Genomic DNA, 15758 nt, shown 5'->3' with positions numbered 1-15758 from the left:
CCTCGGGCATGCCAGAAAGGACACCGCATGACCGAGTATCTGTGGCGGCTGCCCAGCCATGGTGACGGCCGCCGAGCTCGCCCGCAGTTACGTCACCGCGGTGGATTCGGTGACCCGGTCCCGACACCGGCCGGCGGGCGCTTCGGTGCGCGCCCGGATGACCGGGAACCGACCGATGTACGCCCCGGGCACTTCGGGCCTTTCGACGATCTGCACCAGGTGATCGACGCCGCCGAGCTGGCGGGCCTCGACGGTGTGCTCGCACCGTACGACCCGCTGGGCGAGGAGTCGTGGATCGTGGCCGGCGGTGCATTGCGCGCCACCCGCCACGCGCGCGTGATCGTAGAATTCCAGCCTGCTTTCGGCACTCCGGTGTACGCGGCGAAGGTCTCGGCCACCCTGCAACGGCTATCCGCGGGACGGTTGAGCTGGCGGCTGGCCGTCGACACCGACGCCGAGGATGCGCGTACCCGCGGCGACCGCGTCAGCGGGGACGACCGGTATGCGCGGGCAGCAGAGTTCCTGACCGTGGCGCGGGGTGTGTGGAATGCCGACCCGGTGCCCGGCGCGGGATTCCAAGGCACCGGGTTCGATTTCGCGGGCGAATACTACGACGTGATCGACGGCGGCTTCCGCGGCATCCTGTCCGGGTTGCCCTTCCCGACGGTGTACCTGTCGGGCACTTCGGCGCCGGCACTGGATCTTTCGGCCCGCCACGGTGATGTGCACCTGTTCACCGAATCCACCGACGGTCCGGCCGCAGCGCTGGCGCAGCTGCGAGAGCGCACCGCCGAGACCGGTCGCCGTGTGCGTGCGGGGCTGGAGCTGCCGGTGATCGCCCGCGAAACCGAGGACGAGGCATGGGCGCGCGCGGAACGCCAATGGCGCGAAGTACATCCCGACGGTCCCGGTGCGCGGTCGCTGAGTCTCGACGGTGCCCGCTGGGCCGGGTTCACCGAGCTCGGCTACCCGCAGCCGGTCGGCCTGGTCGGCAGCTACGAGGACGTTGCCCAGCAGTTGCAGGTCTACGAGGCCGCCGGTTTCGACAGCATTGTGCTGTCCGGGCACCCGCACATCGAGGAAGTGCACCGCGCCGGTGAGCATTTGCTGTTCCTGGCCGATCCGGCCGGCCGCACCCTGCAGGAGACCACGGCATGAGCATCGACATCTATTGGCGCATCGGCATGGAAGGCGACCATGCCTCCCTGCGTACCCCGCGCCGCTACAACCGCGGCGACGCCAACGGCTACGGCCCGGGCAATATCGCCCCGGCCGTGCGCGGCGGCGCACTCGATGGCTACAGCTACATCGACCACGTCGCCGCTGTCGCCAAAGCCAGTGAATCTGCCGGATTCCTGGGCGGTCTGTTGCCCTCGTTCCCAGTGACCGAGGACCCGTGGGCCTTTGCCGCTGCGCTGGCCCGCGAGACCACCACCTATCGGTTCATGGTCGCCTTCCAACCCGGGTTCCTGCATCCGGTGCAGGCCGCGCGCATGTCGGCCAGCCTGCAACGCGCCACCGGCGGACGACTGGTCTACAACATCATCAGCGGAGGCGGTGGCCCGGCCCAATTGTGGTGGGGCGACAAGGTATCCCACGACGACCGCTACGCACGTACCAGCGAATTCCTCGACGTGCTGCGCGGGGTGTGGGACGGACAGCCCTTCACCCACGCCGGCCGGTTCTTCGGCACCGACGCCGCCGCCCTGCCGCCAGGCCTGGCAGGGCAACCGTTCCCGGAGGTCTACTTCTCCGGGTCCTCGGGTGCAGCAGTGCAGGCCGCCGGCCGTCACGCCGACTACTATCTTTCCTGGCTCGAGCCCTACGCCGATCTGCGCGCCAAGTTCGATGGGGTGCGCGCGCACGCCGAAACGATCGGGCGCACCCCGAAATTCGCGGTCCGCATCGACATCGTGGCCCGTCACACCGAGGAAGCGGCCTGGGCCGAGATTCGCAAAGGCTGGGCCTTCGTCGATCGCGACGCTGCCAACCGCGCCGCCCGAGGTGATTCGGTCGGTGCGGCCCGCATCAAAGGCTGGGTGCCCGAAACCATCACCGGCTACCGCGATCTGGAAGTGCAGCCCAACGTCTGGTGCGGGTTCAGCCTGATTCGCGGCGGGCCCGCCTTCGGTCTGGTCGGCAGCTACGAACAGGTCGCCCAACGCCTCGACGAGTTGATCGATCTCGGTGTCGACGCCTTCATTCTGGCCGGTAACCCGCATCTGGAAGAGGCCTACCGGATCGGTGAGGAAGTTCTGCCGTTGCTGGGTCGCACCCGTCTGACCACCCCGAGCACTCCCGTGCTCACCCACGCCTGACTAGGAGAAGCCATGACCACCACCGAGATTCGGCTCGACGAGACCGTGCAGGCCTTCGTCGTCGCCGCGACCCGTGACGCGGAGAAGGCCTTCCGAGTGCTGCGTGAGACCGGCACCGTCACCGGCAACGGCACCGTCAATTTCGTCGAACGCGTACCGGGCACCGAGATCGCCGTCGCCCTCAACGAACCGGGCCCGTGGGCCGAGGACCGCACCGTCGTGCCGGTCGTGGCCGGCTTCGACGGAGACGTGCTCTCCGGCACCGGATCCGCCGGGTTCGTCACCGGCTATGCCAAGGTGTTCCGCGCGCACCCGGAGATCACCTCCGTGGTGCACGTGCACAGCCCGTGGCTGGGCGGCTGGGCCCAGACTCACCGCGTATTCCCCATCCGCTACGCCGCGGTGCAGCGGCTGACCCTGTCGCGGCAGATTCCGCCGCATATCGACCGCAGCATCGGCGCCGGCGATTTCATTCTCGACCAGCTCACGCGGGACCCCGACCTGATCGCCATCTTCGAAGCCAACGGCGGCGCCAACGTTATCGGCCGCGCCGGACTGCTGGAGCTGGCCAAGCTGGTGGTCCTGCTCGAGGAAGGCGCTCAATATCAGGCCATCGCCGAAACACTCGGCGGCTCGGTTGATTTCGACAAATCCAACCTCGCCGTCCAGTGGGGTCGCACCGGCCTCGCTGACGAAGCCCGCCGCCGCGGCCTGATCTGACCACCACTCCCCAGTATCCCCAGGAGCCTTTCCATGACCGTTCGTGTCGGCTACTTCCCGCACAACAACTCCCTGTTCGTCCTGCGCCACCGCGGCATCCTCGAGCGGACCCTGCCCGAGGTGGAATGGGTGGACCTGCGCGCTCTGCCGCAGCCGGAGCGCGTGGATGTGAAAACCGCACTGCCGTCGCTGCATTCGGACTTCTTGTTCACCGATCCCGGCTACGACTTCATCGGCACCGGCTTCACCCCGCCGGTCACCGCCTTGGCCCACGGCCGCGACATCGTCTACGTCGGCATCTCCGGTCCGCGCATCGAGAACGGGCGCCTGGTCACCAAGGCCGACAGTGGCATCGAATCGGTCGCCGATTTGAAGGGCAAGCGTGTCGGCATCGCCCACGGCTCTTGGCAGACCACGCTGCTGCTGTTCGCGCTGGAGAAGGCCGGACTGGGCTGGGCCGATATCGAACCGGTCGATACCGACGTGCACGACGGTGGCGCCGCGCTGATTGCCGGCGACCTCGATGCCTGGGTCGGCGCCTACCCGGGGTTGACGGCCGTGGAGGCCGTCACCGAACTGCGGACGCTGATCGACACCGAATCGCTGTTCAGCCATCCTTCGCTGTGGTTCACCCGCCGCGACTTCGCCGAGAACAATCGCGAAGCCCTCGCGGCGATCATTGCCGCGCTGCAGGAATCCGATGCGTGGATCGTGCAGAACCCGCGCGCGGCCGCCCAGTACTTCGTCGACGACATCGTCGCCCGGGGTGGCAGCGCCGATCTGGATGCATGGGAGGCGGCGCTGCGCGGGCGGCCGTTCGGCATCGGCCCGGTGACCGAGGAATTCCTCGACGAACAGCAGCACGCCGCGGACCTACTCGCCGCGAACGGGCTACTGCCCCAGACGATTCGCACGCGCGAAGCGGTCGACGCATCGATCGGTGAGTTCGTCGCCGCGAGCCGCGAACCGGCGACCGCCAACTGACAAGCTTGATCCGGCCGCCCGAGTGAGCGGCCGGACAGCATCTCGGTGCAACCGTAGGCAATTGGGTGCTGAGCGAGGATGCTACGGGGCAGCTGACCCCGACCACGAACCGCTGCCGTTCAGATAAGTCGACGGTTCCGTAGCAGATTGCAACAGGTGCTGTGTAACCACGACGATGACCGTGCTGCCGATCTTGGAGTTGAGGGTGGCGGTGCCGTGCACCGAGTGCCTCAACCACAACCACTGGACCAAATGCGATCTGCGCCATGGGGGACCAACGATTCAGACCTCCAGGATGGGGTTGTTCCGCGGGTCTGTTGGCTATGATCGGACTGTCGAGACTCTGCGAGCTGTTGCTCATCTCAATGTAGGCGGGGGGCTGATGGTGAGTAGCGAACACTCGCGGCCTGCTCAACGGCGACAAGCCAATGAGCGCGCAATTTACCGCCAGTTGCGCGAGCAGGATACGGCCTTCGGTGGCGCCACCCCGTCCCCGCATCAGTTGGTCGCAGTGGTCTTCGACAGCGACCTATCGGAGACTGGCGACCTCACCAGAAGAATCCGGGTTGTACTTCGCCTAGGCGATCTACAAGGAGGAACACCAGAATATCTTTGGCGTATTCCGCATCCGCCCCGACGGCCGCCGTTCGCGCTTGACATTCGAGTGCTTCCGAATCCTTTGGCATATCGCATTGAGCAAGCAGAGATATCGTCCGATGTTGCCTGCACCAATGTGGTATTCGATTTGGCGGACTGCGTAGGGGGGAGGGTTATCGAGTTAGTATTCAGCTACTCACTCGAAAATTCGATAGATATAACGCGCCGTGGTCTATTCTCTACGAGTCATACCTTTGTTTGGACGTACACTTTCGTATCTCAAACCAGCTATTTCGAGACTAAACTCAGTTTTCCGAGAGGTGCGAGCCTGAGCGTCGACAGCAACGAAACCTCGCTTCATGCCTTTGAACGCACCGCGGAGATCGACGGACGTGCAGTGTATTCATATACAAGCTGGGAGCCGCGGCAAGGGCGGACAATTAGCGGCTGCGTGACGTACCGAATTTGGTCGTCCGCAATCGAGCCGGTCGTCGCGATTGCGGGAGGTGCGGTCATTGCTATTCCGGCAGCATTTGCGACGAACGTACTCACGGGGGTCATAACCTTCGGCCTTGCCGCGCTGGTTACAGGATTCGCCCAAGCTATGATCGGCCGACTGAAGTAAGTTACGTACGTATGGTCATAGTTGAAAATTGAAGTCCGCTACAATAGTATAGGCGCAATATGCGAAATTGGGCATCTCGAGTATTCGATTGGAACTCTCTGTCCGCCAGTTACCCGGCCCAGTATGAACACCTGAATGAGAAGTACGGGCAACTCTATTCGGCGGCGGCAGAACGGTTAACGGCGGTTTCGGGAATCTCTTCTGGTGGTGTTGTTGTTGATGTTGGCGCAGGCAGCGGCTTCTCTACCGAGATTATCGCCCAAGAGGTCGGGAGATCGGGCCGTGTGTTAGCCATTGATCCGAGCGTCCCGATGCTCGAGCGGGCGCGTGCGAGATCCTATCCATGTCCGATCACCTTCCGTAAGGGTGAGGCGGAAGATATCTATACGATTGCAGAAGAGGAGGGGTTCCTCGGATGTGATGAAGTTTTGTCCAGTTTCACTTACTACTATACGTTTCTCGACAGACCGTCACTCCATCGCGCCATATATGATGTTCTCAAACCTGGTGGTAAATGGGCATTCAACCTAACCAAATATCTTGGCGAGATGAGAATTGAGGGGAACGAGTACAATAAGTTTGGCAAGATTTACGTCAACAAGCTCAAATCCACCGTTGCACGTCGTGGTATTGATCCTGGCGTTCGGAACGACGAGGCATCTGGTCAATTTACGGATACGGCCTGGGAAGCGGCGGAGCTACACGCGGCTGGTTTCGTTGATATCGAGATCGAGGCCTGGCCGCTACCATTAGTGCCTAGTGAAGCATTTCGCTTCACGCTCGATGGATTCTATAGTCATGGATCGCGAGTCACCTTTCTTCCGTCCCTGATGAATGTTCCGATCGGCGAGCGTATCGAGCTTATGACGGAAGCTCTGACCGACTGCGCGGACGAGCTCGACTCCCACTCTCCTCCACATATAGCCAATTTCGTCGCCCGACGTCCATAGTTTTATGCCGACTGAACGGCGATTCGTCTTGCTATTAGGCTCCAGGTAGCTGCGGGCAAAGTAGCGGTGTGTTACCTGGTCGAGGCTCGGCTGTCGCTGCGTGCTGAGGACCGATCGCCCTTGGTCATGCCCTATGTTGAGACTTCACCATCCGCGGCGACTGACTGGAAAGCTCGTGTTCGGCGGCGTCGTGATCGCGATCCGGCTCCGTGATAAATCCATCAGTATCGCAAGGGTGATCCCGCCGCCGCTCGAACTCATCAAGGTTACCCAGAGGGTTGAACCCTTTCCTGTCCGGTTGTGTCAACCAGGATTGTTTGCGGGGCAATCTATTTCGAAGTCAGGAGTTTTCGGGGTATCTACTTACAGGCCGCGCTTGGATCCGAAAGACGCCCGGCCGTTGCGGCGTAGCAGCGCGAGAGCAGTGGCGATGCGACCCCGATTCAGATCCGGCTCCAGACCGGCACCCACACGGTGCAATTGGTCTGTGTGCCAGCCGAGGTCGAGAAATCCGTCGAGCCCCTTGATATCGGTGACCTTGCTCAGGACGCCGCGCATTCCGGCTTGTATCTGGTGCGCGGTGAGGGTCTGCGCGCGCCCCGCGAGGATTATGTCGGCGGCGTCGGGCGTCGTCGCGGTCGGTCGGCCGATGCCGACGACATCGCACTCACCGGAGCGGACCGCATCGTCCATCGCGGTGCGGGACCGGAAACCGCCCGTGACCGCCAGCGGGATATCGCCGACGAGGGCGCGGACCGTGCGGGCGTACTCCAGGAAGTAGGCCTCTCGAGCCCGCGTACTGGCCGCGGCCGTGCCCATCATGGCCGGCTCCTCGTAGCTTCCACCGCTGACCTCGATCAGGTCGAGGCCCTCGCGCGCCAGTGCCGCCACGACGCCGCGGGACTCTTCCTCGGTGAAACCGCCGCGCTGGAAGTCGGCCGAGTTGAGCTTGATGCCCACCGCGAAACCGGGTGACACTCGCGCGCGGATGTGGCGGACGACCTCGAGCGCGAAGCGCATGCGTCGTTCAGGGTCACCACCCCAGGCGTCATCGCGCTGGTTGGTCAACGGCGAAAGGAACTGTGCCACAAGATATCCGTGCGCGCCGTGCACCTGTACGCCGTCGAAGCCCGCCGTCTCGCATACGGCCGCAGCGGCCGCGAAGCGCTCGATGATGTCCTCGATCTCCGTGGGCGTCAGCTCACGAGGGATGGTCGCGCCGGGCAGGTTCAGGGGGATCGGGCTGGGGGCGACGGGGGTATGTCCGAGTGCGAGGGGATTCGACTGGCGTCCGGGATGGTTGAGCTGTACCCAGATCGGGACGCCCGCGTCCTTGGTCGTCTTGGCCCAGCGGGTCAGCGCGTCGAGGTCGCGCTCATCTTCGATGACGACGTTGCCCGGCTCGCCGAGTTGCGCGCGATCGACCATGACGTTGCCGGTGATGAGCAGCCCGTACCCGCCTTGGCTCCAGGTCGCGTAGAGCTGCTCCAGGCGGCCGTCGGGGGAGTTCTGCTTGTTGCCCAGCGCTTCGCTCAACGCGGCCTTCATGATCCGGTTGGGGAGAACCTGGCCGCAGGGCAGTGTCAGCGGGTCGTGCAGGGCGGTCATAGAAATATTCCTTTCGATCAGGTCGGCCTCGAGCCGGATTCTTGCGCGGGTAGAGGCGCGGCCTCGCTGATGGCCTCTGGGTCTCGGGTCGAACGTTGCGAATGAGCGCCGCTGGCCGGGCTGTCTCCTGGCCGGGACCTTGCAGCTTTCCCGTGCGCTCGCCGACCGACAGCTCGCTGACGACGTGCTGGCGGAGGGCATCAGGAATGTCCTCACGCTGTTGGACATCGCACATTAAAAAATGCCCCGCCGCAGGATCCTGTGGCGGGCACCCTCGCAGCACCCCGCGAGCGTGACGAGGTCACGATCCAGCGGCTCGAGCGTGGTCTGTCCGTAGTGAGACCTTGTCGATCTTGCCGACCGCGTTCTTAGGGATGGCATCGACCACCAGGAACGTGGTAGGGCGTTTGTAGTGCGTGAGTTGCCGGGAGCACAGCTCTTTCAGAGCCGCGGGATCGATCGTCGAGCCCGGGCGAGGTTGGACGTAGGCGATGACGATCTCGCCCCATTTTTCGTCCGGTGCGCCGATCACGGCCGCCTCGAGTACCGAATGGTCGCCGACCAGGACGTCCTCGATCTCCTTGGGGTAGATATTCTCGCCGCCGCGGATGATCATGTCCTTCGATCGCCCGACCAGTGTCAGATAGCCCTCCGCGTCGACATGGCCGACGTCACCGGTATGCAACCAGCCGTCGACGATCACGCGCGCGGTGTCGTCCGGACGGCCGAGATAGCCGCGCATGACGTTGGGCCCGCGCACGACGAGCTCACCGTCCACTCCCGGCGCGACCTCGGTGCCCGAGTCGTCGACGATCCGAATCTCTTGTCCCGGGAACGGAAGTCCGACTGTCCCGGCGCGGCGTGGACCCGCGAGCGGGTTGATCGTTGTGCCGCATGTTCCTTCGGACAGCCCGTAGCCCTCGATGAGGGGAAATCCGTATCGGGCCTCGAATCGGGTCAGTAGCTCGGCCGAGGCTGGTGCCGCGCCACAGACGGCGAAACGCAATGACGAGGTATCGGGCCGGACACCGTCCGGGAGCGCGGCAAGAATGCTGTAGATCGTCGGCACCCCGCTGAAGAAGGTGGGACGCTCGGATTCGACGAGGTCGAAGAAGGTTCGGGGATCGAACCGGCCCGCGATGACGACACTCGCACCGGCGAGCAGCGGCGTGAGGATACTGACCACGATCCCATTGACATGGAACAGTGGCAGGATCAACAAGCACCGGTCGGTCGGTCCCACCACCAGTGCCTCGACTCCCATGAGCGCCATGGCATCGATGTTGGCGTGATCGAGCATCACGCCCTTTGGAACGCCCGTGGTGCCACTGGTGTAGATGAGCAGGGCCAGGGCGGACGAGTCCACCTGCGGCTGCTGGACCCACTCCAGCGCCGTTCGATGCAGGAGGTCCAGTGCGGACGTCGGCTCAGGGATATCCGCCACCTCGGTGGGCAGGTCACCCACCGCGAGTGTGGTGATGCCGCCGACCGGGGTTATGTCGTCCTCCACCACCAACAGGCGGGCATCGGAGTCGTCGAGCTGTCGAACGACCTCGTTATCGGTCAGGCTCGGATTGACCGGGGTGATGGTGGCGCCGAGCCGCCAGGCCGCGAACAGCAGCAGCACGAACTCGAGGCGGTTGCGCAACTGAAGAGCCACGACGTCGCCGGGGCCGATCCCGAGCTCTCGAAGGTGATGAGATGCCGCTCGAACGCGGTCCAGCAGCTGGGCATTGGTCAGCGACTGGGACCCATCGGCGATCGCGGGCCCATGCGGGTCCAGCTCGGCGCGGCGGTCGGGCAGAGAAGCAAAATTCATCGCGAGCGTACCTACCTTGATGTGACGCGATCCGGTTCGGGAATCGAAGGGGCGGGCGCCGGGGCGAATTGGCGGGTCAGGAACTCGACCTGGTCACGCACCAACGCTTCGAAGGCATCGCCGAGGTAGAAGTCGAAGTGGCCCGCGTCGTAGGTCTTGATCTCCCCTCGGGGCGCCGTGCGCGCGTATCGGAGGGTCTGCGTGGGTGGCGTGACAGTGTCGGTGTTGCTGACGCAGAACAGGATCGGGATGGTTATCTTCTTTGCCGCGCGTCCGGGTCGGTAGGCGGCGATCGTCGGAATGACCCGCGCGGCAGCCTCGTTCACGAACGTCGTCCCGTTGGGGATCAGCGCCTGGTAGCCGGGTAGCGCGTCCGGGGCGTTCATCAGGGCAGGGGAGCCGGGGGGTGCGGCCAGGGGGATCGTCACCGGTGCGCGGCCGAGGATCATGGCCGTCAGGTCTCGGACCAGCACTGGAGCAAGTTTGAGCGATGCGACCGGGCCCAGCGCGAGCGCTGAGGCCAAACCGTCGGTGAACGGGCATTGGGCCACGGCCGCTCGCAGTTCGGGATGGCGGGAAGCGACGGTGATGGCGTGGCCGCCGCCAAAGGAGCTGCCCCAGACCGCAATTCGTGTGCCGTCGACGTCCCGGCGAGCCCGGGCGTAGTCGATGGCGGCATCCCAGTCGGCGAGCTGCCGCTGGATCGACAGCAGTTGGCGAGGTTGGCCACCGCTGTCACCGAAGTGCCGATAGGTGAAGGCCAGGCAGGCGATCCCGGCCTTGGCGAACCGCTCGGCGAAGGCGTCCAGCCGCATCTCCCGGGTCGCGCCCAGGCCGTGACCGAGGACGACGACGGGTGGCGCGGTGACGCCGGTCGGCAGGTAGAGCCACGCGCTACATGTGCTGGTGCCGGAGGAGAAGTAGACGTCCTGACGGGTAAAGGGCTTTTCGGCGGCCATGGGTCGTCTCATCGTCCGTTCGTCGAGCGACGCCCGGGCACAATGCCCAGTTCGAGCGCTTGCTTGTAAATGTCGGGGTTGTAGAGGGGGAGTTCACCGTTGGATTCAGTGCTCTGCATGTAGTCGAGCATCAGTTCTTGACCGTCTTTCGACAGTGCGGTGCCCAGGAACTCGGTGCGCTCGACGTGCAGGCCGTCCGTCAGCGACATCGACCCGCCGAAATACACCGCTCGCTTGATGGCTTCGACCGATCCCTTTGTCCGCGAGCCGAAGTGGGCTGCGAGTTCGACCGCCCGCGCGACGACCTGGTCCTGTGGGACCACGTCGTCGACGGCCCCGTTGGCGAGTGCTTGCGCGGGTGTGAACGGCTTACCTTCGAGGATCGCGACCAAGGACTTGTGCGTGCCGATCAGGCGAGTCAGGCGCTGGCTGCCACCGCCGCCCGGCATGATGCCGAGGAGGACCTCCGGTTGGCCGATTAAGAAGTCGCCGTCGGCCATCACCCGAAGGTCGTTCGCCCAGGCGAACTCCGCCCCGAGGCCGAGTGCCGAACCGTTGAGAGCGGCGATGAAGATGACGCCACTGCGATTCATCCGAAGGAACGTCGTGTGCAGGCGCTCGAGTTCGACCGCGGGCCCCATCGGGGTCCGGTTTACCAAGGGGCCCAGGCGGGCCCGGTCCACATTCTTCGCGGTACGCGCGAGAACGGAGGCTCCGAGTCGGTTGACCGAGGGCACCGCGGCGCCTCCCTCCTGCAGCCAGCGGACATCGGCGTGGCTGACGAACCGCTCGGGATGCGCCCCGGTGAAGACGACCGCGTGCACGTTCGGGTCGCCGTCGACGCGGTCCACCAACGCTTCCAGCTGGTTGGCGATCTCGAGGCCGAACAATCCATGCGGGCCGCCGTCGACGCGGGCGATCAAAACTGCGCCGCGGTCCTCGATATCGAGGTGGCCCTTGCTGTGTTGTCTCATCGACTCTGCCTCCGTAATGCAAGTGGATTGGGATCGGCAGGCCGAGCCGGTGCCTGGCCGAGCTGCCAATAACGAAGTTACAAGGCTAATATAACGAAGTTACATGATGTGTGGCAATAGTCGTACCGTCGCGGGGCGGGCGAGCTGTGGAGTCGGGTGGAAATATGAGGAACGTGTCAGAGGATTCGACCAGCGAAAGCGTGCCGGAGCGGCTCGTCAAGGCGACCATCGGTCTGCTGGCCGAGCAGGGTCCTTCGGCCATCAAAGCGCGGACTGTGGCGTCGGCGACCGGACTGTCGACGATGGTGGTCTACAGCCACTTCGGTGGGATCCCCGAACTCGTTCGAGCTGTCGTCGACCGGGGATTCAAGGACCTCGACCTGGCATTTTCCCGAATGCCGGTGACCGCGGATCCGATCGCGGATCTGTTCACGATGGCGTTGACATGCCGGCGCGTCGCCCGGGAGAACCCCCACCTCTATGACCTGATGTTCGGTCTGTCCACACGCGCGACATATCGGCCGATGGGGGATTCCGACATACGTTTCAGCGGGCGGTCGCCGGCCTTCCGGGACGCCTACGCGCACATGGTCGAAGCGTGCCAGCGGCTCCTGGACTCCGGCCGAATCGAGCAGCAGGAACCCGAAGTCGTCGCCGCCCAGTTGTGGAGCTTCGTGCACGGCTATATCACCCTCGAGCTGGCCGAGCACTTCGCCGATTTCAGCGACCCGGTTGTGCAGGTGATGCTGCCGATGGGCGTGAACCTTTCGGTCGGGCTCGGCGATGAGCGGGAACGGGCACACGCCTCGCATGAGGCGGCACTGCACTCTTGCGACGCGCTCAATCCTCGGCCGATACATCCTCGATGAGCAGGGCCATCGGCGTGGCCTCGATCGCATAGTCCGTAGCCAGGCGGCAAGGGCGTCACTTTCTGATGGTTACGGGTGTTGTGCCGGACGGGTTTTGTCGGCTCCCGGCGTGAGTTGGTCATGACGCCCCAGTGCCGCGACCTCACGCTCCATGGTCGGAACCAGTTCGGCCGCGAAGCGCCTCGCCCAACGCCAGGTCAGCGGTGAGTTCACGGCGCCTTTCGCCCAGTTGGCGACGGCGACCGCGCGCGGTACGTAGACGCGGGCACGCCGGCGCGCGAGTCCATCGACGATCGCGGTGGCTGCCTCATCGACGCTCGTGGTGACATTGCCCGGATAGGGCAGCTTTTCGCGTATTCCCTGGAAAGAGGGGAGGTCCGCTTCCGCGCCTCGGACGAGATCGGTGTCGATCCACGAGGGGTGGACCACGCCGACCGTGATACCGAGGTGCGCCACCTCTTGGCGGTACGTCAGGGTGAGTATTTCGACTCCGGCTTTGCTCGCAGCGTAGGAGGCCATTCCTGCCAGGGGCATGAAGGACAGTGCGGACGCGATGACCAGCACGTGGCCTCGGGTGCGCTCGAGATGCGGTGTCGCGTGCTTGAGGGTGCGGAAGACGCCGTTGAGGTTGATGTCCAGAACTCGATCGAACGACGCCTCGTCCATCTGCCGCACGGTCCCGTAGGCCGCTACTCCGGCATTGGCGACAAGGAAGTCGATGCCACCCATGATCTCCGCGCAGTCATCGATTGCTGATCGCAGCGCGGTGCCATCGCACACGTCGGCCTCCCGCCAACATGCGGTGGGGCCCAGGTCGGCAGCGAGTGCGCGCAATTTTTCGGGCTCGAGTCCGATCAAGGCCAGGCGCGCGCCGCGGGCGGCGGCAAGACGTGCCACCTTCTCCCCGATGCCGCGTGCTGCTCCGGTAACTACCAGTCGTCGTCCCGCCAAGCTTCGTTGCATCAGCCGAGGATAACTTCGTTATAGACCGAAGGCAATAGCGCCGACGATTGCGGTGTCATGGTCCGATGCCGATGCCGATGCCGATGCCGATGCCGATGCCGATGCCGATGCCGATGCCGCCGTCGTTCGGTGGCTGTCCGCCTATTTCGAGTCGGTGCTCAGTGAGCGCGATGCGGCGGTCTCGGAGGCATTCGCCGACTCAGTCGTATCGCCCAACCCGACCAGCAGGTTCACTGTCATCGGTTGCAGTATCAAGCGGACGGGGTCTTGGACGTGGGTGAAGGAACCGCCCAATTCCAGCGTGATGAATCCGTGAACGCAACTCCAGAGTTGGGTGGCGATGGCGTCGGGGTCCTCGTCGCTGCGAACGCGGCCGCTGCGTATGAGTCGAGTGCATGTCTCGACCAGATGTGCGTAGTCCGACTGGAATTCCTTGGAGCGTCTGATGGCGCCGGAGTTCGAGGTTTCCAGTGCTCGATAGCTTCCACGTGTCGAGAGGCCGAACATCGCGTCGTAGAGGTGCGGATTGTCTTGGGCGAACCCGCGATAGGCCAGCGCCATCGCGAACAGATCGGTGACCGGATCTTCGCTCGGTGGAACTGCGACGAGGGTTCGGCCGAGGTCTCGGAATCCTTGCTCGACGACGGCTCGGAGTAGCTCGGGCACGCCACCGAGGTGGTAGTACACCGCCATCGTCGATACCTGCGCGGCCTCGGCCACCGACCGTGCCTTGATCTGCGACGGCCCCTTCTCGGCGAGCAGTCTCGTGGCCGCCTCGACCAACCGTTCGACGATCTGATCTGGCGTCAATCGAGTGGCGGCTTCCTTGCTTGGTTTCGGCATCGGAGCCGCGCACCTCCCTGTTCGGACTGCCGTGGGTTTGTGAAACGAGGCTACCGGGCATCCGTGCGAAGGATCGAGACGGCGAACACGGCGCATCATGGCGGCGTCGTATCCGCCGGGCCGATACAGCGGCAACTCACCGCTGTCTGCGGTCTATCGGTGACCTGCTCCTTGCCTTGCCGGTCCCGTCCCATGCCCCGTCTCGGTGGCAGCGGTCGTGCTCGAAATCGCCGGAATGCCGATCATGCTTGCCTGGCAGAGGCGCATCTCCTCGCGTTGAGCGAGATCGGCAGATCGATATCAGCGAGTTCGAATCGACCGGTGGTGGGATCTGGCGGTTCCGCGCGATCATCGACTTCGCCGCAAAGTATTGCCTGGCGGTGACAGTCACGCGGACTGCCTGCAGGGCGGACGCGCTGGCCTGCCAAATGGTGGCAGTTGAGGAGGCGGGCGGGTCCTCGGGGCTGTTTGCTGAGGCCGCAGCTCAGCAACGGGCGCTGCGAGCAGCGCTTGCTGCTGCTGTCGCCATCGTGGGCGGCGATCCACAATCGTGACGTGCGCCCATCGAGACGTCGCCGGGCTGCGTCTGCCCTGTATGCCTCGACTCCGGGCGGCGGACACGGGTCGTGGCGCTATCAGGATCCGGAATGGATCAGGTGAGCTCAGCGGTTTGTTGCTTGGCTGATGAGAGCTTCCGCCGCTCCCCGGGCATGTGCCCAGGGCGCCGGATCGTCGAGGGATGTGGACACGGCTGCACCCTCGAACAGGACAGCGAGCTGGTCGCCCAGCAGCTGGGGGTCTGCCGCGCCGGCTTGTCGGGCCAACTCGGCGAGTCCGTCGATGTAGTTCCGCTTGTACGCGTGGACGATGGCTTGAACACCGGGCATGGTCTCGGCTGCCTCAACCGCCGCATTGTGAAACGGGCAGCCGCGCATCGGCGCATCGGCGACATCTGGGCTGTCGAACAACGCGAGCAGCCGCGAACGCGGATCCGAATCGGACTCCCGCGACGGCGTGTCCGTGATGTCACCCGCCGCTTGTCGCAGCATGCGCAGATACTCCTCCACCAACGCGGTCTTACTCGGGAAGTGTTGGTAGAGAGTTCTTTTCGACACGGATGCTTTGGTCGCGATCAGTTCGACACCAGTGGCGTTGATGCCCTCGGTGTAGAACAGTTCGGCAGCTGCGTTCAGGATGCGCTGACGCGCACCACGCCCTCCTCGACGGGGTGATGCCTGGGTACCGGTCAGCGAAGCCATGAGCTAAGTATACCGATCTGTTTACAAGTGAGGCGATGTCGGCTACCGTCGCCCTCAAAGGTACACCAATCGGTTTACATTAGGAGGAAGTCATGACAGACCGGCGATCCACTCAGCGTGTTTCCGACCGTCATCAGCAGGGGTGGAGTGTTCGTGTGGGCGGCACGTCGTATGCAGATGCGCCGTCGAAATCCGTGCTGGTCGGTGCAACGCGGTTCGCGTACCGCGAGTTGGGGCCCGATACCGGCGTACCGGTGATCTTCTTGAATC

The 15758-nt window shown here is 64.4% G+C and carries 14 protein-coding genes and 1 pseudogene; 8 read left to right on the top strand and 7 right to left on the bottom strand.

Features of this window, described 5'->3' with window-relative positions; translation table 11 throughout:
* Positions 1–27: 27 nt before the first annotated feature.
* From AB0J47_RS31535 to AB0J47_RS31510, 6 genes are all read left to right on the top strand, one after another.
* Complete coding sequence (locus AB0J47_RS31535; RefSeq protein ID WP_364354318.1) at positions 28–1158, top strand: LLM class flavin-dependent oxidoreductase; 1131 nt, start codon at positions 28–30, stop codon at positions 1156–1158.
* Entirely contained in the window at positions 1155–2318 is a 1164-nt protein-coding gene (locus AB0J47_RS31530) for an LLM class flavin-dependent oxidoreductase (protein WP_364354315.1), read from the top strand. Before AB0J47_RS31535 ends, AB0J47_RS31530 begins: the two co-directional genes overlap by 4 nt.
* A 12-nt stretch (positions 2319–2330) precedes the next feature.
* Positions 2331–3038 (top strand): class II aldolase/adducin family protein, encoded by a 708-nt coding sequence (locus AB0J47_RS31525; protein WP_364354312.1) that lies wholly within the window; start codon positions 2331–2333, stop codon positions 3036–3038.
* 33 nt (positions 3039–3071) lie between these two features.
* Entirely contained in the window at positions 3072–4022 is a 951-nt protein-coding gene (locus AB0J47_RS31520) for an ABC transporter substrate-binding protein (RefSeq protein WP_364354309.1), read from the top strand.
* A gap of 175 nt (positions 4023–4197) precedes the next feature.
* Entirely contained in the window at positions 4198–5244 is a 1047-nt protein-coding gene (locus tag AB0J47_RS31515) for a hypothetical protein (RefSeq protein WP_364354306.1), read from the top strand.
* A 59-nt stretch (positions 5245–5303) separates the two neighbouring features.
* Positions 5304–6194 (top strand): class I SAM-dependent methyltransferase, encoded by an 891-nt coding sequence (locus AB0J47_RS31510; RefSeq protein ID WP_364354303.1) that lies wholly within the window; start codon positions 5304–5306, stop codon positions 6192–6194.
* A gap of 363 nt (positions 6195–6557) precedes the next feature.
* Here the strand turns inward: AB0J47_RS31510 and AB0J47_RS31505 are convergent, their stop codons facing one another.
* The 4 genes from AB0J47_RS31505 to AB0J47_RS31490 form a co-directional block, all read right to left on the bottom strand.
* Positions 6558–7802: an NADH:flavin oxidoreductase/NADH oxidase family protein gene (locus tag AB0J47_RS31505; RefSeq protein WP_364354300.1), complete on the bottom strand. Its 1245-nt coding sequence runs from the start codon at positions 7800–7802 to the stop codon at positions 6558–6560.
* Between the two features lie 301 nt (positions 7803–8103).
* Positions 8104–9621, bottom strand: coding sequence for an AMP-binding protein (locus AB0J47_RS31500; RefSeq protein ID WP_364354297.1), 1518 nt, complete (start codon positions 9619–9621; stop codon positions 8104–8106).
* 11 nt (positions 9622–9632) lie between these two features.
* Complete coding sequence (locus tag AB0J47_RS31495; protein ID WP_364354583.1) at positions 9633–10580, bottom strand: alpha/beta fold hydrolase; 948 nt, start codon at positions 10578–10580, stop codon at positions 9633–9635.
* A gap of 8 nt (positions 10581–10588) precedes the next feature.
* Positions 10589–11554, bottom strand: a complete 966-nt coding sequence (locus tag AB0J47_RS31490) for an enoyl-CoA hydratase/isomerase family protein (RefSeq protein WP_364354294.1) — start codon at positions 11552–11554, stop codon at positions 10589–10591.
* A gap of 164 nt (positions 11555–11718) precedes the next feature.
* Here AB0J47_RS31490 and AB0J47_RS31485 point away from each other — a divergent pair, with 164 nt between their 5' ends.
* Positions 11719–12423 (top strand): WHG domain-containing protein, encoded by a 705-nt coding sequence (locus AB0J47_RS31485; RefSeq protein ID WP_364354291.1) that lies wholly within the window; start codon positions 11719–11721, stop codon positions 12421–12423.
* Positions 12424–12492: 69 nt separating this feature from the next.
* Here the strand turns inward: AB0J47_RS31485 and AB0J47_RS31480 are convergent, their stop codons facing one another.
* The 3 genes from AB0J47_RS31480 to AB0J47_RS31470 all read right to left on the bottom strand — a co-directional run bounded on the left by AB0J47_RS31480 (position 12493) and on the right by AB0J47_RS31470 (position 15488).
* On the bottom strand, positions 12493–13386 hold the full coding sequence (locus tag AB0J47_RS31480; RefSeq protein ID WP_364354288.1) for an SDR family oxidoreductase: 894 nt from the start codon (positions 13384–13386) through the stop codon (positions 12493–12495).
* A gap of 141 nt (positions 13387–13527) precedes the next feature.
* Positions 13528–14229 carry a WHG domain-containing protein gene (locus AB0J47_RS31475; RefSeq protein WP_364354285.1) on the bottom strand — a complete coding sequence of 234 codons (702 nt, stop codon included), beginning with the start codon at positions 14227–14229 and terminating at the stop codon, positions 13528–13530.
* A gap of 662 nt (positions 14230–14891) precedes the next feature.
* On the bottom strand, positions 14892–15488 hold the full coding sequence (locus AB0J47_RS31470; RefSeq protein WP_364354282.1) for a helix-turn-helix domain-containing protein: 597 nt from the start codon (positions 15486–15488) through the stop codon (positions 14892–14894).
* Between the two features lie 155 nt (positions 15489–15643).
* Here AB0J47_RS31470 and AB0J47_RS31465 point away from each other — a divergent pair.
* Positions 15644–15758 (top strand): annotated as a pseudogene (locus tag AB0J47_RS31465) (alpha/beta hydrolase); the annotation flags it as partial.

Origin of the sequence: Nocardia sp. NPDC049737, from assembly GCF_040674755.1 — a bacterium.
Taxonomy (GTDB): Bacteria; Actinomycetota; Actinomycetes; order Mycobacteriales; family Mycobacteriaceae; genus Nocardia.
This window is presented reverse-complemented; position numbering and strand designations above follow the sequence as displayed.